The sequence below is a fragment of the Mycobacterium sp. genome, from assembly GCF_035633495.1.
GTDB lineage: Bacteria > Actinomycetota > Actinomycetes > Mycobacteriales > Mycobacteriaceae > Mycobacterium.
Genome location: NZ_DASQEU010000122.1, coordinates 1 through 19,587, shown reverse-complemented (window position 1 = coordinate 19,587; position 19,587 = coordinate 1). Strand labels below are relative to the sequence as shown.

18 protein-coding genes are annotated in these 19,587 nt (G+C 68.1%); 11 read left to right on the top strand and 7 right to left on the bottom strand.

Translation table 11 applies throughout. The features are described 5' to 3' along the window. Positions 1–24: 24 nt before the first annotated feature. On the bottom strand, positions 25–1,437 hold the full coding sequence (locus VET27_RS18680; RefSeq protein WP_526520796.1) for an ADP-ribosylglycohydrolase family protein: 1,413 nt from the start codon (positions 1,435–1,437) through the stop codon (positions 25–27). A gap of 24 nt (positions 1,438–1,461) precedes the next feature. Here VET27_RS18680 and VET27_RS18675 point away from each other — a divergent pair, with 24 nt between their 5' ends. Next, positions 1,462–2,160, top strand: coding sequence for an NrtR DNA-binding winged helix domain-containing protein (locus tag VET27_RS18675; RefSeq protein WP_526520794.1), 699 nt, complete (start codon positions 1,462–1,464; stop codon positions 2,158–2,160). Between the two features lie 72 nt (positions 2,161–2,232). Here the strand turns inward: VET27_RS18675 and VET27_RS18670 are convergent, their stop codons facing one another. Continuing rightward, on the bottom strand, positions 2,233–3,723 hold the full coding sequence (locus VET27_RS18670) for a carboxyl transferase domain-containing protein (RefSeq protein ID WP_526520792.1): 1,491 nt from the start codon (positions 3,721–3,723) through the stop codon (positions 2,233–2,235). A gap of 37 nt (positions 3,724–3,760) precedes the next feature. Here VET27_RS18670 and VET27_RS18665 point away from each other — a divergent pair, with 37 nt between their 5' ends. The 7 genes from VET27_RS18665 to VET27_RS18635 are packed head-to-tail and all read left to right on the top strand — an operon-like array spanning position 3,761 to position 11,501. Continuing rightward, a complete protein-coding gene (locus VET27_RS18665; protein ID WP_526520790.1) occupies positions 3,761–4,492 on the top strand; it encodes an enoyl-CoA hydratase in 732 nt (243 codons plus the stop codon). Beyond that, the gene (locus tag VET27_RS18660) at positions 4,493–5,599 is read left to right on the top strand and encodes an MBL fold metallo-hydrolase (RefSeq protein ID WP_526520788.1); all 1,107 of its coding nucleotides are present in this window, start codon (positions 4,493–4,495) and stop codon (positions 5,597–5,599) included. 17 nt (positions 5,600–5,616) lie between these two features. After that, positions 5,617–7,206 carry a serine hydrolase domain-containing protein gene (locus tag VET27_RS18655; RefSeq protein WP_526520786.1) on the top strand — a complete coding sequence of 530 codons (1,590 nt, stop codon included), beginning with the start codon at positions 5,617–5,619 and terminating at the stop codon, positions 7,204–7,206. After that, positions 7,203–9,584 (top strand): HAD-IC family P-type ATPase, encoded by a 2,382-nt coding sequence (locus VET27_RS18650; protein WP_526520784.1) that lies wholly within the window; start codon positions 7,203–7,205, stop codon positions 9,582–9,584. Before VET27_RS18655 ends, VET27_RS18650 begins: the two co-directional genes overlap by 4 nt. 25 nt (positions 9,585–9,609) lie before the next feature. Further along, positions 9,610–9,855 (top strand): Rv0909 family putative TA system antitoxin, encoded by a 246-nt coding sequence (locus VET27_RS18645; protein WP_526520782.1) that lies wholly within the window; start codon positions 9,610–9,612, stop codon positions 9,853–9,855. 3 nt (positions 9,856–9,858) lie between these two features. Next, on the top strand, positions 9,859–10,290 hold the full coding sequence (locus tag VET27_RS18640; RefSeq protein ID WP_526520780.1) for a type II toxin-antitoxin system Rv0910 family toxin: 432 nt from the start codon (positions 9,859–9,861) through the stop codon (positions 10,288–10,290). Next, complete coding sequence (locus tag VET27_RS18635) at positions 10,287–11,501, top strand: SAM-dependent methyltransferase (RefSeq protein WP_526520778.1); 1,215 nt, start codon at positions 10,287–10,289, stop codon at positions 11,499–11,501. Before VET27_RS18640 ends, VET27_RS18635 begins: the two co-directional genes overlap by 4 nt. Positions 11,502–11,717: 216 nt before the next feature. On the opposite strand, the gene VET27_RS18630 is transcribed toward VET27_RS18635, so the two are convergent. Then, the gene (locus VET27_RS18630) at positions 11,718–13,442 is read right to left on the bottom strand and encodes an NAD-binding protein (protein ID WP_526520776.1); all 1,725 of its coding nucleotides are present in this window, start codon (positions 13,440–13,442) and stop codon (positions 11,718–11,720) included. Between the two features lie 51 nt (positions 13,443–13,493). Here VET27_RS18630 and VET27_RS18625 point away from each other — a divergent pair, with 51 nt between their 5' ends. Then, positions 13,494–14,222 (top strand): 3-keto-5-aminohexanoate cleavage protein, encoded by a 729-nt coding sequence (locus tag VET27_RS18625; RefSeq protein WP_526520774.1) that lies wholly within the window; start codon positions 13,494–13,496, stop codon positions 14,220–14,222. On the opposite strand, the gene VET27_RS18620 is transcribed toward VET27_RS18625, so the two are convergent. Further along, on the bottom strand, positions 14,212–14,658 hold the full coding sequence (locus VET27_RS18620) for a cupin domain-containing protein (protein ID WP_526520772.1): 447 nt from the start codon (positions 14,656–14,658) through the stop codon (positions 14,212–14,214). The two genes, VET27_RS18625 and VET27_RS18620, sit on opposite strands and share 11 nt — an antisense overlap. Before the next feature lie 48 nt (positions 14,659–14,706). On the opposite strand from VET27_RS18620, the gene VET27_RS18615 reads away from it, so the two are divergent. Then, positions 14,707–15,141 carry a hypothetical protein gene (locus VET27_RS18615; RefSeq protein ID WP_526520770.1) on the top strand — a complete coding sequence of 145 codons (435 nt, stop codon included), beginning with the start codon at positions 14,707–14,709 and terminating at the stop codon, positions 15,139–15,141. Continuing rightward, positions 15,138–15,533, top strand: a complete 396-nt coding sequence (locus VET27_RS18610) for a GNAT family N-acetyltransferase (protein ID WP_526520936.1) — start codon at positions 15,138–15,140, stop codon at positions 15,531–15,533. Before VET27_RS18615 ends, VET27_RS18610 begins: the two co-directional genes overlap by 4 nt. Positions 15,534–15,603: 70 nt before the next feature. Here VET27_RS18610 and VET27_RS18605 read toward each other — a convergent pair whose 3' ends face one another. From VET27_RS18605 to VET27_RS18595, 3 genes are read right to left on the bottom strand one after another with little or no spacing between them, the layout of a single operon-like run. Next, positions 15,604–16,464, bottom strand: coding sequence for a winged helix-turn-helix transcriptional regulator (locus VET27_RS18605; RefSeq protein WP_526520768.1), 861 nt, complete (start codon positions 16,462–16,464; stop codon positions 15,604–15,606). Positions 16,465–16,500: 36 nt separating this feature from the next. Next, on the bottom strand, positions 16,501–18,027 hold the full coding sequence (locus tag VET27_RS18600) for a carotenoid oxygenase family protein (RefSeq protein ID WP_526520766.1): 1,527 nt from the start codon (positions 18,025–18,027) through the stop codon (positions 16,501–16,503). A gap of 2 nt (positions 18,028–18,029) precedes the next feature. Continuing rightward, positions 18,030–19,259: an acetyl-CoA acetyltransferase gene (locus tag VET27_RS18595; RefSeq protein ID WP_526520764.1), complete on the bottom strand. Its 1,230-nt coding sequence runs from the start codon at positions 19,257–19,259 to the stop codon at positions 18,030–18,032. Between the last annotated feature and the right edge of the window lie 328 nt (positions 19,260–19,587).

Genomic DNA, 19,587 nt, shown 5'->3' with positions numbered 1-19,587 from the left:
AGAATGCCATCACTGCGGTGACGCTCACTGCGCGAAGCGCTTCAGCGCTGCGCGAAAGCCCCGGTTCGGGTTCGCGCCGGGCAGCACGGCCAGCACGTCGGCGAGTGCCTCGTCCGCTCCAGCGTGACCGACGTACGCGCCGTACAGCGCACCGATCGTCGGCGTCCGACTGTAGGCGCCGTGACAGTGCACCAGGACTTTTCGGCCCTCGCGCCGCAGCCGGTCGATCAGCTCGACGGTGTCGGTGAGCACGAAGTCCAGGTTCGCGTTGGCCTCAAAGCCTTCGCGGTCGATCAGCCGCACGTCGATCTGTTCGACGCCGGCGGGCAGATCGTCGTCGTGTACCCGACACAGCGAGACGACGGCGTCGACACCCTCGGGTGGGGCGCACAGCGCCGCGGCGTTGCCCAGCCACACGTCTTCGTCGTAGGGATGCCTCTCCGCGATCGCCGGTTCCTGCGGACGCGGAAAGTCGCGGTCCACCTCGACGATGCGATTGGTGAGCGCCACCAGGTCGCGTGACCGCAGACCGGGCCAGCCGTGCAGCAGCCGCCGCCACCTGCCGGGGACCGCCGAGGCGCCGTACGCCGCGCCGAGCAAACCGCCGGCGATGGCCGCCACGGTGTCGGTGTCGTCACCCGCGCGCACCGCCGCATCCAGCCCACGGGTCAGGTGCTCGGCCCGCAGACCTTCCCCGGTGTTCGTCATGTAGATCGCCGACCAGGCGGCCTGCAGTGCGGCGACGACCCAGCCGTTGTTGGCGATGTCCGCCGGGCGGGAGGCTTCCGCCACGTCCAGTCGCGTCGACCATGTCTCGCGGCTCTCCTCGTCGAGATGCCGCATACCGACCCGAACGTCCAACTCGCCGGTCAGCACCGCATGGCGGATGGCGCAGCACCACAACACACACGCGTCGCACGCGTCGGGTTCGTAGCGCGTCAGCGCACTGATCTGACGGGCGGCGGTGACGAGCGCGTCCTCGTCGTCCAGATACGCAAGTGCGACGGGGGCGGTGCGCATCAACGCGCCGTTGCCCGCCGTACGTCCGCTGCGTTCGTGCAGGGCACGCGACGCGGTCAATGCGGTTGCGGCCCAGCCTCCCTCGGCTTCGACGCGGCCGAGGACGCTGCGCGTCTGGATCCCGACGTCCTTGGCCGTCCTGGTCCACCCATGCCAACGCTCGACGATCGCGTCCTGCGCGGAGTGGTCGCGCAGGTCCGCGCCGGTGGCGGCGACCTCCGCGATCGCAATCGCCATCGACGTGTCGTCGGTCCACTCGCCGGGTGCCCACCCGAAGCCACCGCCGCCGACCATGGCCACGTCCTTCTCGGGTCCTCTCGCGGGCTGGAATTCGTATGGCGCGCCGAGGGCGTCACCTGCCGCGGTGGCCAGCAGTACGCCGCAGGCCCTGTCGATCCGAGCTGTCGTGAGAATCATGTCGTTTCCTCCCCCACAATTATTTTGCGCAATAATGATCTAAATGCAAGATACAACGAGAGGCCGACACGCATTACCCCTCAACGCGACGGCAGCGGGAAGACGCTCGCCGACTACCCCAGACCCTCGGTCGCCGTCGACACCGCACTGCTCACCCTCGACCCGGCCGGGTCGGAACTGCTGGTGCTCCAGGTGCGACGCAACGACGACACCGGTTGGGCGCTTCCCGGCACGTTCCTGCATCCAAGGGAACGGCTGGCCGACGCCGTGGATCGAGCGCTGCGCACCAAGGCGGGCGTTCGCGGGCTGCGGCCACGGCAACTGCACGTTTTCGACGACCCCCAACGCGACGATCGCGGCTGGGTGCTCTCGGTGGCTCACCTCGCCGTCGTGCGGTCCGACCGCATCTCGATGCGCCTTCCCGATCGCACCCGGCTGAGACCGACGTCGAACCCGGGCCGACTGCCCTACGGCCACGGCGGCATCGTCGCCCGTGCCGTCGACGATCTGCGCGCCCGCTACGCCACCAGCCCGGATCCGGACGGGTTGCTCGGCACCGAGTTCACGTTGCGACAACTGCGACTGGCCCACGAGGCCGTCGCGGGAGAGTCCCTGCAACGCGACCGGTTTCGACGCGTGATGGACCCTCAACTCGAGGCCACGGGACGGTCGGTCGCGACCGGTCGAGGCAGGCCGGCGGAGTTGTTTAGACGCCTCACCTAGCCGCCGAACGCCGAACGGCCACTTATGATGCGGTTTCTCGTTAAAGCCGTGCCTTAAGTGGCCATTCGACGCCTAGGGTGACCCGTCGGGCAGCCCGATCTCGCGGTAGCGCCGCAGCCGCAACGCCAATCGCTCGGCGGCGGTGAGGGAGCGCAGCGAATGCAGCTCGGTGGCGATGGTGGCCGAGAGGCGCCGGGTGAACTCCGAGGACGTGTCGGCGGCATCGGTGTGCTCCGGCACGATCACGTCGACGATTCCGTTGCGCAACAGGTCCGCCGACCGAATGCCCTGTGCCGCAGCCAGTTCCGGGGCGTGGTCGACGTCGCGGAAGACGATCGCGCTGGCACCCTCCGGCGGCAACGGCGCCAGCCAGCCGTGCAGGGCGGCGAGGACACGATCGGCGGGCACCATCGCCAGCGCCGGTCCACCACTGCCCTGCCCGAGCAGAACCGACACCGTCGGGGTGTCCAACGTGACCAGTTGGGCCAGACACCTGGCGATCTCGCTGGCCAGTCCGCCCTCTTCGGCCTCCGCCGACAACGCCGGGCCGGGCGTGTCGATGACGAGGACCAATGGCAGCCGCAACCCGGCGGCCAACGCCATCCCGCGTCGCGCCTCGCGCAACGCCTGCGGGCCGACGAGGCCGCCGCCGACGCCACGCTGCTGCCCGACCACCACCGCGGGCTGGCCGCCGAATCTGGCCAGGGCCAGCAGCGTGGTGGCCGCCTCGCCGTGGCCGCCGGTTCCGGAGAGGAGTACCCGCTCGGTGGTTCCGTGCCGCAGCAGGTAACCGATGCCGGGCCGGTCGGGTCGGCGGGAGGTCTCCACCGAATCCCAGGCGGGCACGTCGGCGATGGGCTCCGGCTCGGGTGCCTGCGGCGGCGAGCCGGGCTGGTCCGACAACACCGTGAGCGCCCGATCCAGCGTCGAGCGCAGCACTTCGACGGGGACGACGCCGTCGATGACGCCGTGCCGGTGCAGGTTCTCCGCGGTCTGGATGCCAGTCGGAAACGGTTCGCCGTACAGATGCTCGTACACCCGCGGCCCGAGGAAGCCGATCAAGGCGCCGGGCTCGGCCGCGGTGACGTGGCCGAGGGAGCCCCACGACGCGAACACCCCGCCCGTCGTCGGATGCCGCAGGTACACCAGGTAGGGGAGATGCGCCTGTTTGTGCAGCTCGACGGCGGCGGCGATCTTGACCATCTGCAGGAAGGCCACGGTGCCCTCCTGCATGCGGGTGCCACCCGAGCTCGGCGACGCCACCAGTGGGAGCCGCTCGGCGGTCGCCCGCTCCACTGCCGCGGTGATCCGCGCGGCCGCGGCCACGCCGATCGACCCGGCGAGAAAGTCGAACTCGCTCGCGACCACCGCCACGCGGCGGCCGAAGACGGTTCCCTCGCCGGTCAGGACCGATTCGTCGAGCCCGGTGGCGGCCCTGGCTGCCGCGAGCTCGCGGCGGTACGGAGCGTCGGCACCGACGTCGAGCGGGGCCACGTCCCAGCTGATGAACGACCCCTCGTCGAGGACGGCATCCCGTAGCGCCATGGCACCGATCCGGCTCACCCGGCAAGGCTATCCGGCGCATCGTTAGGCTCTCACCATGATCGGAATTACACGCGTCGACCACGTCACGACCCTGGAGCTACAGCGCCCGGAGCGCCGCAACGCCCTGAACAGCGAACTCGTCGACAGTTTGCGGGTGGCGATCGAAGCGGCAGCGGCCGAGGACGTCCGGGCCATCGTACTGACGGGCCAGGGCACCGTGTTCTGTGCAGGCGCCGACCTCTCCGGTGACGCGTTCGCCGAGGACTACCCCGACCGGCTCATCGCGTTGAACTACGCCATCGACGCGGCGCCCATGCCGGTGATCGGCGCCATCAACGGGCCCGCCATCGGCGCCGGACTCCAGCTCGCCATGATCTGCGACCTCCGTGTCGTCGCGCCCGGGGCGTTCTTTCAGTTTCCAACCTCCAAATACGGTCTGGCACTGGACAATTGGAGCATCCGCCGACTATCGTCACTGGCCGGTTACGGCCGCGCACGCTCGATGCTGCTGACCGCGGACAAGCTGACCGCCGAGGTCGCACTGCAGACGGGTATGGCGAATCGCCTCGGCACGTTGGCCGACGCGCAGGCCTGGGCGGCCGAGATCGCCGGGCTGGCTCCGCTGGCCCTTCGGCACGCCAAGCGGGTGCTGAACGACGACGGGGCGTACGAGGACCAGTGGCCCACCCACAAGGAACTGTTCGAGAAGGCCTGGGCCAGTCAGGACGTCATCGAAGCGCAAGTCGCGCGCATCCAGAAGCGGCCCGCCAAGTTCCAGGGCGCCTAGATGTTCTGGCGCGCAGCCCGACTGGTCGGCGGCACTGCAGCGGCCGTCGGCGGTGGATGGGCGCTGCGAGCACTCCAGGGCGCGCCCGAGGCGCTCGGCGCGTCGCCGGTCGAGATCGACGGCACCACCAAGGGCTCGCCGAACTACCGCGACGGCGTGTTCGTCAACCTCGAACCCGCCTCCGCGGCCAGCCTCACCCGCCAGGAGCAGTTCATGCTGGCGCGCGACATCATCGCCGGCGGCCCGACCCAGCAGCCGCCCATGCCCGTCCCGTTGGTCACGCCCGACCCGAGCGTGGTGCCAGGTGACCTCGCGGCGACGTGGTACGGGCACTCGTCGGTGATGATCGAGGTCGACGGCTACCGCATCCTCGCCGACCCGGTGTGGAGCGATCGATGTTCACCGTCACGCGGGGTCGGCCCCCAGCGGCTGCACCCGGTACCCGCCCAGCTCGAGGCACTGCCCGCCGTCGACGCCGTGATCATCAGCCACGACCACTATGACCACCTCGACGTCGACACCATCAAGCAGCTCGCGCTCACACAACGGGCCAAGTTCTTCGTGCCGCTCGGCATCGGCGCGCATCTGCGCACGTGGCGCATCCCGGCCGAACGCATCGTCGAGCTCGACTGGAACGAGAGCGCGCATCTCGGCGAGCTCGAGTTGGTCTGCACGCCCGCGCGACACTTCTCCGGCCGCTTCCTGGCACGCGACCTCACGCTGTGGTCCTCGTGGGCCATCATCGGGCCGCGGCACCGCGCCTTCTTCGGCGGTGACACCGGCTACACGAAGAGCTTCGTGGACATCGGCTCCGACTACGGCCCGTTCGACCTGACGCTCATGCCGGTGGGGGCGTACCACCCCGGTTGTCTCGACATCCACATGAACCCGGAGGATGCGGTGCGCGCTCATCGCGACGTCACCGACGGCGGACTGCTGGTGCCGATCCACTGGGCAACGTTCCGGTTGGCACTGCACCCGTGGTCCGAACCCGTCGAGCGGCTGCTGGCCGCCGCCGACGGCGAAGGGGTCGCAGTGGCGACGCCCAAGCCCGGCCAGCGCATCGAGTCCGCGCCGGTGCCGTTGGACCCATGGTGGAGGACCTGACCGGCTAGCGTGCAGGTGTGAGCCCCTCGAGGTCGTTCCGGCCGCTGATCTGCGTCCTCACCGTCGTCGCGTTGCTAGCGGGTTGTGATGCCACGCCCGCCGCACCGTCCGGCGGTTCCACCACGTCCGACGTTCCGCCGCAGGAGGAAGCGGCGCAGCCGTTGCCGGAGGACGCGGTCGCGAACGCGGTGGGCAAACTCGACGGTCTCGTCGACGACCTGATGAAGAAGTCGGGCATACCGGGGATGGCCGTCGCCGTGGTCCACGGCGGAAAGACGGTCTACGCCAAGGGGTTCGGGGTCAAGGATGTCCGCAATGGGCACGGTGCGGACAACCAGGTCGATCCCGACACGGTGTTCCAGTTGGCATCGCTGTCGAAGCCGTTGGGCGCCACCGTCGTCGCGCACCAGGTCGGGCAGAAGGTGACCAGCTGGGACACGCCGATCGTCGAGAAGCTGCCGTGGTTCGCACTGTCCGACCCGGCCATCACGAAGCTCGTCACGGTCGGGGACATGTACTCGCACCGGTCCGGGTTGCCGGATCACGCGGGCGACCTGCTGGAGGAAATGGGTTACGACCGGCGCTACGTGCTGCAGCGGTTGCGCGACTATCCGCTCGACCCGTTCCGGATCTCGTATGCCTACACCAACTTCGGGCTGACCGCGGGCGCCGAGGCGGTCGCCGTCGGAGCTGGCAAGTCGTGGGAGGACCTCAGCCAGGACGTGCTGTACAAGCCGCTCGGGATGACGTCGACCAGTTCACGCTTCGACGAGTTCGTCGCCCGCCCCGACCGCGCCGTCGGGCACATCCACGTCGACGGTGGATATCAGCCGGACTACGTGCGCGACCCGCAACCCGAAGCCCCGGCGGGTGGGGTCAGCAGCTCGGTCAATGACATGTCCAAGTGGCTGACCATGATGCTGGCCAACGGCACCTACGACGGCAAGGCGATCGTCGACCCCGAGGCATTGCTGCCCGCGCTCACCGCACAGAGCGTGTCGGACCGTGCGACCGACCCGTCCATGCGGTCCGGGTTCTACGGCTACGGATTCAACGTGGGCACGACGTCGGATGCGCGCACGCAACTCAGTCACTCGGGTGCCTTCGAGCTGGGGTCGGGGACCAACTTCCTGATGCTGCCGTCTGCCGACGTGGCAATCGTGGCGCTCACCAACGCAACTCCCGCGGGCGTGCCAGAGACGCTCACCGCCGAATTCGCCGACCTGGTGCAGTTCGGTGCGGTGCGCGAGGACTGGTTCGAGCTCTACAACGCCGCCTTCGTACAGATGGAGCAGCCGGTCGGCTCACTCGTCGGCAAGCAGCCCCCGGCGACTCCCGCGCCGCCCGGCCCGCTGACGAGTTACGTCGGCGTCTACGCCAACTCGTTCTGGGGCCCGGCCCGCGTGACGGAGCAGGGCGGTGGGCTCCAGCTGGCGTTGGGTCCGAAATTGGTCGTCCCGCTGAAGCATTGGGACGGCAACGAGTTCAGCGTCAGCTTCGTCACCGAGAACTCGCCACCCGGCAGCGTGTCCAAGGCGACGTTCGATGGGAACACGCTGAATCTCGAGTACTACGACGAGAACGGAAAGGGCACCTTCACCCGATGAGTAGCGCGCTCGCCGTCGGCCTTTCCGACGCCGAGGTGGCGCAACGCGTCGCCGAGGGCAAGACCAACGACGTCCCCACCAGGGCTGCCCGCAGCGTCGAGGAGATCGTCCGCGCCAACGTCTTCACCCGGATCAACGCGATCCTCGGCGTGCTGCTGATCATCGTGCTGTCGACCGGATCGATCATCAACGGGCTGTTCGGCATTCTCATCGTCGCCAACAGTGCGATCGGCATCATTCAGGAGCTGCGCGCCAAGCAGACGCTGGACAAGCTGGCCATCGTCGGTCAGGCGAAACCCATGGTGCGCAGGCAGTCTGGCACCGGGCCGCGGTCACCCAGCGAGGTGGTGCTCGACGACGTCATCGAGCTCGGGCCGGGTGATCAGATCGTGGTCGACGGCGAGGTACTCGAGGAGGCGAATCTCGAAGTCGACGAGTCTCTGCTCACCGGTGAAGCCGATCCCGTGGCCAAGGATGCGGGCGACGAGGTGAAGTCGGGCAGCTTCGTGGTGGCCGGAAGCGGGGCGTACCGCGCGACGAAGGTGGGCCACGAGGCGTACGCCGCCAAGCTCGCCGAGGAGGCCAGCAAGTTCACGCTGGTGAAGTCCGAGCTCCGCAGCGGCATCAACAAGATCCTCCAATTCATCACCTACCTGCTGATTCCGGCCGGACTCCTGACCATCTACACGCAGCTGTTCACCACCGATGCCGGCTGGCGGGAGTCGGTGTTGCGCATGGTCGGTGCGCTGGTGCCGATGGTGCCCGAGGGCCTCGTCCTCATGACGTCGATCGCGTTCGCCGTCGGGGTGGTGCGCCTCGGTCGGCGCCAGTGCCTGGTGCAGGAACTGCCTGCCATCGAAGGACTGGCCCGGGTGGACGTGGTGTGTGCCGACAAGACGGGAACGTTGACCGAGAACGGCATGCGGCTCAGCGATCTCAAGACGTTCACCCGGGACGACTGCGTGGATGCCCTGGCGTCGCTCGCCGCCGCCGACGATCGCCCGAACGCCAGCATGCAGGCCATCGGTGAGGCGTACGACGAGCCGCCCGGCTGGACGGCCACCGCCAGCGCGCCGTTCAAGTCGGCGACCAAGTGGAGTGGCACTTCCTTTGGGGAACAGGGCAACTGGGTGATCGGCGCGCCCGACGTGCTGCTCGATCCGGCGTCGCCCGATGCCGAAGTGGCCGAGCAGATCGGCGCCAAGGGCCTGCGCGTGCTGCTCCTCGGCTCATCGGACGGGCCGGTCGACGCGCCCGACGCGCCAAGGGTCGTCACCCCGATGGCGCTGGTCGTGCTCGAGCAACGGGTGCGGCCCGACGCCCGCGCGACTCTCGATTACTTCGCCGCGCAGAAGGTGACGGTGAAGGTGATCTCCGGCGACAACGCCGTGTCCGTCGCGGCGGTGGCAGGCAGCCTCGGCCTGCACGGTGAGACGGTGGACGCCCGGCAGCTGCCCGAGGAGCCCGACGCGCTCGCGGACACCGTGGAGGAGTACACGACCTTCGGCAGGGTACGGCCCGACCAGAAGCGGGCGATGGTGCACGCGCTGCAATCCCGCGGCCACACCGTGGCGATGACCGGCGACGGCGTCAACGACGTGTTGGCGCTCAAGGACGCCGACATCGGTGTCGCGATGGGCTCTGGCAGCTCCGCCTCCCGCGCGGTGGCGCAGATCGTGTTGTTGGACAACAAGTTCGCAACCCTGCCCTATGTCGTCAGCGAGGGCAGGCGGGTGATCGGCAACATCGAGCGCGTCTCGAATCTGTTCCTCACCAAGACGGTGTACTCGGTGCTGCTGGCGGTACTGGTCGGACTGGCGGGCCTCTCCGCGAAGATCTTCGGTACGGACCCGTTGTTGTTTCCGTTCCAGCCCATCCACGTCACCATCGCCGCGTGGTTCACGATCGGCATTCCGGCGTTCGTGCTGTCGCTGGCACCCAACCGGGAACGTGCCCACACGGGCTTCGTCAGGCGCGTCATGACCTCGGCGTTGCCGAGTGGACTGATCGTCGGCGTCGCGACGTTCGTGAGCTACCTGCTTGCGTACGAGGGACGCGCCTCGACGGATGCGGAGCAGATGCAGGCCTCCACGGCGGCGCTGATCACGCTCCTGGTGAGCGCGCTGTGGGTGCTCGCCGTGGTGGCGCGGCCGTACGAGTGGTGGCGGATCGTGCTGGTCGCGATCTCGGCGGCGGCCTACGTGGTGATCTTCTCGCTTCCGCTGGCGAGGAAGGCCTTCATGCTCGATCCCTCCAACGTGGTGATGACGACGACCGCGCTGACCATCGGGGTCGTGGCGGCCGCGCTGATCGAGGTGGTCTGGTGGGTGCAGGGCCGATTCCTGGGGGAGAGCCGACGGCTCTGGCGGTCGGACTAGCAGTTCGAGACATTAGGGTGGGGCCATGGGATTTCTGGACAAGATGAAGAACCTGGCGTCGAAGAACGCCGACAAGGTCGAAATGGCCATCGAGAAGGTCGGCGACGCCGTCGACAAGAAGACGCAGGGCAAGTACGCCCAGCACGTCGACAAGGTGCAGGACGCCGCGAAGAAGGCCGTCACCGACAACACGGGGACCCAGCAGCAGCCGCCGACGGCCCCGCCAGCGACACCGCCCGCCGCGCCGTCCGGACCCCCGCCGACGTCCTAGACGATGGCCAAACTCTCCGTCTCCGTCGACGTCCCGCTGTCGCCGGAGCAGGCCTGGGAGGCCGCCTCCGACCTGTCGCGTTACAGGGAGTGGCTGAGCATGCACCGGGTGTGGCGCACCACGCTGCCCGAAACGCTGGAGAAGGGCACCAAGCTGGCCTCGGTCGTCGAGGTCAAGGGAATGATGAACCTGGTCAGGTGGACGATCGTCAGCTACCAGCCGCCGCAGTCGCTCACGCTCGACGGTGACGGCAAGGGCGGCGTCAAGGTCAAGTTGATTGGCAAGGTCAAGCCTGCACACATCGGGTCGACCGTGACGTTCGACGTGCATCTGGGTGGGCCCGCGCTGTTCGGGCCGATAGGGATGATCGTCGCCAGTTCAGTCAAGGGCGACATCCGCGAATCGTTGGACAGCTTCAAGTCGGTCTTCGCGTGACGGTCGCCCGCCGACTTGCCGAGCTGGTCCGCGACGGCGCAGGCGTCGAGCTGCCGGTCCGCATCCGGGCCTGGGACGGCACCGAGGCAGGTCCCGCCGACGGCCCGGTGCTGGTCATCAACAACCGCCGCGCGCTGCGGAGGCTGCTGTGGGCGCCCGGTGAGATGGGTCTCGCCCGGGCCTATGTCACCGGTGACGTCGACGTCGACGGCGACATGGCCGATGGCTTCCGGCGCGCGTGGGCGATGTCGGCCAAGCGCCGCACGTCGATCCCGTTGCGGGACCAGGCCGGTGCCGGTTTCGCGGCTGCCAGGCTCGGTGCCGTCGGGCTGCCGCCGAAGCCGCCCGCGTCGGAGGCGCGACTGGCGGGGCGGCTGCACACCCGCGGCCGGGATCGTGCCGCGATCGCACACCACTACGACCTGTCCAACGACTTCTACAAGCTGCTTCTCGACGAGCACATGGCGTACTCGTCGGCGTACTACACCCACGACGGTCAGTCACTTCACGACGCGCAGTCCGCGAAGCTCGACCTGGTCTGTCGCAAGCTGGAATTGAAGGAAGGGCAACGACTGCTCGACGTCGGCTGCGGGTGGGGGTCGATGATCCTCTACGCCGCGCGCAACTTCGGCGTTCACGCCACCGGCATCACGCTGTCGGCCGAGCAACGGGACTTCATCACCGAGCGCGTCACCCAGGAGGGACTCGGCAGCCTGGTCGAGGTGCGTCTGCAGGACTATCGCGAATTGTCCGATGAGCCGGCGACATTCGATGCGGTGAGCTCCATCGAGATGGGCGAGCACGTCGGGGAGGGCAACTACCCCACCTACGTCTCCACGATGCTCGGCGCCCTCAAGTCGGGCAGTCGCTTACTGCTGCAACAGATGTCACGACGCGAGGGCACGGCACCGGGCGGCGGGCCGTTCATCGAGTCCTACATCGCCCCCGACATGCACATGCGGCCGCTGTGGCAGACCATTCGGCACCTGGAGAACGCGGGCTTCGAGGTTCGCGACGTCGAGGCCATGCGCGAGCACTACGTGAAGACGGTCGAGCACTGGCTGGAGACGTTCGAGACCTTTTACGACGAGTTCGTCGCGCTGCAGGGGGAGGAGGTCGCCAGGGTGTGGCGCCTCTACCTGATCGGCGGTGGGCTGGCCTTCGAGCAGGGCCGGATGGGTGTCGACCAGATCCTGGCCCGCAAGCCGTAACGGAACGCGAAGAGCATCGGATCGACTTCGGGTCCGTCGCGGCGTTCTCGTGTCTCACTGGCCACATTCGCCCCACAGGGCTCTGCCGGAGTGGTGGTGAAAGTGCCCGCCTTCGAGCGAATTTCGTCATCCCTCTTGGATGGTTTGCACGATTCGCTCCGAGGTGGGCACGAAGAGATCCACTCACGGCAGAGGCGGAAGTGACGACTGTGACTGTCAACCACGCGTCAGTCGCGGGCTGACATCGCGCTGCCCCTTGTGCAGCGTGTCCAGAAGTTCGCGATACGGCCCGATGAGAAACGCGGTGTCGCCTGCGGCCAGTTGGGTGTCGCGGCGCGGGTGCAGCCGCGCTGGTGCCTCCGCCCGGCAGATCGCGATGACGCGGGTCTGGGTCGACAGTTCGGCCATCCGCAGCCCGTCGAGTTCACTGCCGGGCTCGACCTGCACCCCGCCGAGCATGAACGACTGCTGGCCCACCGAGAACGTGCCGGATACCTGCAGGCCCATGGCCGAGCCGATGAACCACGGAGCAGCGAGCTCAACCGTCGAGCGGACGTTCTCGAACCCGAAGCGTTGCGACACCGCCGTACCCAGCGCGCGGTCGTAGACGCGCAGCACCACGGGGACGCCCGGCGTGGTGGCCGATCGCTTCCACCGCGCACCAAGGCGCTCGCGCAGCACGATGCCCGTTTCGATGTTCACCATGTCGGACTGGGTGAGTACCGCGACGGCGACCGCGTCGTCGATGCGTGCCGAATCGAGCGTCTGAGGCAGGGTCGCGTCGCCGAAGATCACCGGCACGTCGAGCTCGGCGGCCGAGGACAGATAGCGGTTGTCGGGGCTGCGCTCGATGACCACGACGTCGTGCCCGGCGGCCTTCAGGTCGGCGACCACGCGGATGCCGAACGAGCCGAGTCCGATGACGACGATGTGGTCGTTGAGTTCGCGGACCTTGCGCAGGCCGGCGTTCTGCGCGATGCGCCGCGACAGCAGCAGGTCGGCGACGAAGGCCATCAACACGGCCGTCGACGTGACACCCGCGAACATCAGCACGATGCCGAACAACCGCAGCCAGGTGGGTTGGTCGACGAAGCTGAAGTCGCCGTAGCCGACCGTCGCGATGGTCTCGGTGGAGAAGTAGAGCGCGTCGATGAAGCTCATGCCGGGCTTGTGGTACGCGAATCGCAGCAGGATGGTGGCGCCGAGGAGCAGGGTCATGGACGCGGCGAACGCCTTGAAGAAAGTGGGGTTCACGTCGTCGCGGAACGCCCGCACCGCGTCGGCGATCCGCTTCGTCGGCTTGCGACGATTGTGGTGGTAGCCACGCGCACCTCCGTGGCCCACCGCGGGCGGCGCGACTTCGATGCCCTGGGCGGCGAGTTCCTCGGCCGTGCCGATCATCGCCGTCCAGTCGCCCTCCTCGACGCGGATGTCACGGCCAGGGCAGGCCACGACGTCGCCGGGTGTTGGCGAGTTCTCGCCGCGAATGACGGCCACCGGGGCGAGGTCGCCGAAGATCTCCCGCAGTGTCGCCTCCCTCGGTGCGTCCGTACCCGAGACGACGAATTCGGTGCCTGCCGCCGAGATCGAATGCGTGGTGCGGGACAGGCACGCTTCGACGACGGACGGTGCGGCCAGGTCGGCGACGTCGAGAATCGCGCCGGGCCCGTTGCCGAGGGCCACCGCCTCGCGCAGCACGCTGTTGCCCACCCTGGCCACCACGCGGACATCGGGATTGAGTTGCCTTGCCATCAGCGCGATTTCGAGGTTCAAGGCATCGTCATCGTCCGCGCAGATGAGCGCGGCCGCATCAGCGATGCAGGCGTCCTGTAATTCCGCGGACGAGAAGACGATCGCGATCTCCCGACCCGCGGTCCGGAGCTGCTCGATGATCCGCATTCCGAGCGGATCGTCTCCGCAGACGATGATGTGCCCCTGCATGTGTGCACGCTACTTGGGAATCCTCCGCCGTGAGGGGTGAAGATGGACGGCATGCCCAGTAGCCCCTCCATCTACGTCAAGGCGTGCATCAACGGTGCTCGCACCCCCGATCAGCACCCGAATCTGCCCGTCACCCCCGAGGAGTTGGCCGCCGCGGCGGTCTCTGCACACGAAGCCGGCGCGAAAGCGGTTCACATGCATCCGAAGACCCCCGACGGGAAGGACTCGCTGGAGCCCGACGTCGTCGCCGCCGCGGTAACGGCCGCTCGTGCCGCAGTGCCCGGTTTGCCGCTCGGCGTGACGACGGGATTCTGGGCGCTGCCCGACCCCGACGCGCGGCGCCGGGCGGTGGAGGCCTGGACGGTGCTGCCCGACTTCGCGTCGCTGAACTGGCACGAGCCGGGCTCACCGGAGCTGGCCGACGTCCTGCTCGGCAAGGGGCTTGGCGTCGAGATCGGGCTGTTCCATCTCGAAGCGGCGGCGGCGTGGGCCGAATCGAAGATGGCTCAGCACTGCATGCGGGTGATGATCGAACTTCAGGGTCACGAGGACGTCGCGGTGGCGGACGCGATGCTCGAGAGGATCGCGGCCGCGGGTTCCCCGGCGCCGGTGCTGTTGCACGGCCTCGACGAAAGCTGTTGGCCGCTGCTCGAACACGCCGGAACGTGCGGCGTCCAGACGCGCATCGGCATGGAGGACACCTTGAAGCTGCCGGACGGCTCCGTCACGCCCGACAACGCCGCGCTGGTGTCTGCCGCGGTGCAGTTGCTCAGTCGGTAGACGCGCCGAGCGTGAAGTCGGCGAAGTCGAAGCCGGGTACGACGACGCAGCTCACCAGCGTGGGCTCGGCGTCGCGTGGCGTGGCTCGTTGCCAGTGTCCGGGCGGCACGACGAACTGCGGCTGTTCACCCGCGGCGACGTCGCTGCCGAGTAAATGGGTTGCGGCGCCGACGTGTTCGGCCCCGACCTCGAGCAGTAGCGGGCTGCCGCGGTGGTGCAGCCACAACTCGGCACTGCGGACGGTGTGCCACGCCGACTGCTGGCCGGGCATCAGAAGGAACAGGATCGCGGTGCCCGCGTTGCGGGGACCCGTGTAATCGGGCGGAAGTGCCGGTTGCCCCAGGGTCAGTTCGCTGCGCCACGTCTCGCGGTACCAGCCCCCTTCGGGGTGCGGCGCCAGGTCGAGTTTCCGGGCCCAGTCGGGGAGCTCCGTCATGGGGTCAGCCTACGTCGAGAGGGCCCGGTGACCCGATACCCTCGTCGCATGGCTCGCCTGCGCCCCGGTTGGTTCGTCGTGCTGTGCTCGACGGTGCTTCTGGTCAGCGCCTGGCTGCCGTGGCTGGTCACCAGCGCCGACGGCGGCGGGCGGGCGAACGCGATCGGCGGGACGGTCGGCGTGATCGACGTGCCCCCGAACGGGTTCGGCGTCGGGCAGCTCATCGTCGTGCTCAGTTCGACGTTGATCGTGGCGGCGGCGATGGCGGCGCGGAGCGTTTATGCGAAGATGGCTTCGACTGCAGCACTGGGGATTTCGGTGCTGCTGGCGGTGCTGGTGCTGTGGTATTACCGGTTGTACGTCGCCCCCCCGGTGGCCGCGGGCTACGGGCTCTACGTCGGAGGAGGCGCCGTGGTGGTCGCCGCCGTCCTGTCGGTGTTCGCCATGGTGGCGGCGTGGTCGGGGATGGGGCGCCGCCGATGACCGGCTTCCTCGAACCCGTCGCGCTCGCGGGGGAGCGCTGGGTGTCGCTCGAGCCGTTGACGCCGGAGCACGCGCCGGAGATCGCGACGGCTGCCCTCGACGTTCGGCCACTGTGGTTCACCAGCGCGCCGACGCACGACACCGAGTGCAAGCTCCTGATGCTGAGCCACGCCTTCGACGAGCTGGGTTGTGTGGCAGTCGAATTCCGCACCCACTCCTTCAACTCCACCAGCCGCGCCGCGATCGAACGGTTGGGCGCAAAGCAGGACGGGATACTGCGCAGCCATCAACTGCTGCCTGATGGGTCCAGGCGCGACACCGTCGTCTACTCGATCCTCGACGTCGAGTGGCCGTCGGTACGCAACAACCTGAGGTTCCGGCTGGACCGATAGTGACTTTGACGGCGCTTCACCGGTTTTCGCGTCGCCATCTTCACACTCGGGCGTGAGCTGACGGTCGCCTTCATCTTCTCTCCTTCACGTCGGCGCCCTGCAGCGGGCTCGCACACTGATCGCAGACGAGCATGGCGTCGAAGCTGTTGCCGCACAGGGTATGCCGCAGCAGCACTGCCGGGCCCTCGGGGGCGGCGAACCAGCGTTGGGCCCACTGCAGCGCGGTGATCAGGACGGGAAACACGGCTCGCCCCTTCTCCGTGAGCAGGTAGCGGCCACCGCCGGTCTCGAGTACACCGCCAGTCGTGAAGATCTGCAGCCGGTGCGCCAGGGAACTGGGCGGAGCGCCGAGCTGATCGGTGAAGTCGCTGAACCGGGTGGTGCCGACGAAGGCCGCAACCAGCAGCGCGAAGGCCCACCGGTTGCCGAGGATGCTCATGGTCTCCGGAAACAGCCCGGCCCGACCAGGCGTCGTCTCGGACGCCGATCGACGACGGGTCGACTCGACCGGCATGGAGCGCGGCCAGGACCCGCTGGGCCCCCACGTGGCAGTCAGTTCCTTCTCCGTGACGATCTGTGCGCACGCCCGGCAGGTGACCAGCGGCGCGAACTCGGCGTCGCAGCTGACGTGATGCATGGTGGGCAGACGCTCGGCGTGGCCGGGTACCCAACGGCGTTCCCATTCCCAGACCGACGTCAGCACGGGCCACAGCGAACGACCCTGCGGCGTCATCACGTACTCGTACCGCGGCGGGTTTTCCTGATAGCGGGTGCGGATCAGCAACCCGTCGACGGTCATCGCGGACAGGCGTCGCGACAGCACCGCGTGTGAGATCGGCAGCCGGGCGGCGAATTCGTTGTAGTGCGTCGCGCCCAGGAGTGACTGCTGCGCGATCAGGAGCGTCCACTCGTCGCCGAGAACACCGAGCATCCGGCCGACGGCATTGACTCCGCCAGGCTGGTTCAACTACAGGCCGATCGCCTCTGCGGCGGTGTCGGTCTGCTGCCAGCGGCGCAACTCCGACCCCGGTGCCCACGTCGAATGCGTTCCGCTGGAAACTCGTTCGGGCAGAGCGAGTTTGCACACCGGACCGTCGCCCACCCTGGCGGCGTCGAACACCAGACAGTAGGAGGCGTCGGCGTTCATGTCGGTGGTGATGGTGACCAGATACCCGTCGTCCTCGCTGGTGCTTCCGACGCGGGGCGCCATCGCCGTCTCGCTGCCGTACACGCCGTCTTCGAAGGCGAAGTGCTCCTCGGCGCCGGTCTGCAGGTCGTGCTTGACCATGCCGTCGAAGAGGAACCAGCCCGGCTTGCCCGTCGCGGCATACGTGTAGCGATACGGAGCGCCCGCGTGGCCCGGGTTGATCATGCCGAACTCGGTGATGCGGTCGGAGAGTCGCTCTTCGCGGACGCCGCCGGTGACGAGGTTGAACCGCCAACGGTGCAGCCGCGCCTGCATGCGGTCCAGCGCGAGGAAGCGGAAGGCCCGCTGCCACTTGTCGCCCAAGCCGTTGTCGGTCGGCTCCGGGTCGCCTTGGTAGAAGCCGTCGAGGACGATCTCGTCGCCCTCCTCGTAGGCGTTGGTGAAGTGCAGGACGTAGGTCGGATCGGCCTCGAACCACTGGATCTGCGAGGTCTGGCCGCGCCGCGGGATGACGGCGAATCGCGACGGCATGTCGCGGTGGAAGCGCGCCACGTGGGCATTGCGCTCCAGGTACTCGGGTTCCCAGAACAGCGGAAAGTCGTTGAGGATGGCGTAGTTCTCGGTGAACGCCATGTCGTGCGGCAGGCGCGGGCCGGGTAGCGGCACGTCGACGTAGTGCACCAGTTCGTCGTTGGCATCGACGACGCCGTAGTGCATGAACGGGTCCTGCTTGGAGTAGTTGAAGAACAGCAACTCACCGGTGTTGTCATCGACCTTCGGGTGCGCCGACACTCCCCAGTCGAACGGGAACGCCCCGTTCCAGTCCTGCTTGCCCAGAGTGTCTGCGGTGAACGGGTCGACCCGGTACAGGTCGCCGCACTGGTAGAAGCTGGTCAACGCCGTCCCGCGGTGCACGATCACATCGGTGCTGGACGCGTCCTTCATCAACGTCCTTGCGCCCCAGCCGTAGTCGCGCTGCGCCAGGCCGACCGGCTCGGCGAGCCCGGGCCACAGCGGTCCGCCTGCTTCGTTCTCCTCGGCGAAGCCGTCGGTGCGCACGAACCTGTTGCGGTAGAACGCCTTTCCGTCACGGAACCCGACGACGTGGATCATTCCGTCGCCGTCGAAGGGGTGGTAGGCCTTCATTGCGGGGTGTAGCGGGTTCTCGGTATTGCGCAGGTAGACGCCGTCGAGATCTCGCGGCAGCTCACCTTCGACGACGGAGAGGTCGTCGGCGTCCCACTCGGTGGACTGCGGCCGCCACGGCCCGGTGCGGTAGGGGTGGTCGTCGTCCTCGGGCAACGTCGAGAGGAACTTCCCGACGATCTCCACGTGCGCTGTCTGCATCGTCAAACCTTCCGTGCCGAGACGACGAAACTGACCGTGGTGGCCGTGCTGCCGCCGAAGTTGAGTGTGCCGAAGGTGCTAGCTCCGTCGACCTGATATGCACCTGCAGTGCCGCTGACCTGTTTGGCGGCGTCGAACAGCATGCGAACCCCCGATGCCCCGACGGGATGGCCGCCGCCGATCAGTCCGCCGCTCGGGTTGACCGGTAGTCGTCCGCCGATCTCGATCTCGCCGTTCTCGATGGCCTTCCAGGATTCGCCAGGGCCGGTCAGCCCGATGTGGTCGATCGCGAGGTACTCGCTGGGGGTGAAGCAGTCGTGCACCTCGATGCCGTCGAGGTCGTCGAGCGTGACGTGGGCGCGGTCGAACGCGTCGAGCACGGCGCCGCGCACGTGCGGCATGACGTACGGACCCTCGGCCGAGCGGTCCAGCTTCTGCCGCATGCCGAGGCCGACGGTGCGGTGTCCCCAGCCCTCGATGCGGGCCAGGGGTTTCGCGTCGGGGTGATCGCGCAGGTAGTCATCGGTGACGAGCACGACGCCAGAGCCGCCGTCGGTCATCTGGCTGCAGTCGAAACGACGGATCCTGCCCTCGACGACGGGATTGACCTCGTCTTCGAGCGAATCTCCAGCGATCAGCTCGGGCACCGTCCAGTCGCGGGTCTGCGCGTTCGGGTTGCGGCGCGCGTTGGCGAAGTTGACCGTCGCGATGGCCCGCAGGTGGCTCTCGTCGATGCCGTAGCGGCGGTCGTATTCGTCGGCGACCTCGCTGAACATGTACGGCCACATGAACTTCGCGTCCTGGCCCTCGTGGCCGGTCCACGCGGCGGCGCCGAGGTGTTGGGCGGCGGTGTCGCCGGGCACGGTCTTCTCCAGTTCGAGGCCGACGACGAGCGCCGTCTCGTACGCGCCGGACCGCAGGTCGGCGATGGCCGCGAGCACGGCGATGCTGCCGGAGGCGCAGGCAGCCTCGTGGCGGGACGATGGGGTGTCCCAGAGGCCATCGACGACGGTGGCGGGCATGGCGCCCAGGTGCCCCTGGGCGACGAACATCTCGCCGAACGCGTTACCGACGTGCACGACACCGATGTCGGCCACCTCGATCCTCGCGGCCTGCAGCGTCGAGGTCACGACCTCGGCGGTCAGGCCGGCGAAGTCGACGCCCTCTCGGGTGAGATTGCGTGAGAAGTCGCTCTGATAGCCGCCAAGGATCCATACGTCTCTGACGCCCATCCGTCGGACGGTACTACAACTAACAGAGTGACTGGCGGCAATTCGCGTCCACAGCCAAACGATCCCGTCGGCTCCTTTCTGAACCGACGGGACCTAGGTTTGCTCGGCTGTCGACAACCGAGCACACCTATGACAGGGCATTTCCCGTACTCAGTAGTCACAAACGTGCTTGGGGGTGCCTGTAGGGGGCAAGATGCTGTCATGAAGTTGCAGAACCACGACCTCGCTCTGCGGATGGCGGAGTTGGCGCGGGTGATCGCGTTGCGGAAGGTCGACGACGTTCTCAACGACGTCACTGCGGCGGCCAAGGAATTGATTCCGGGGGTGG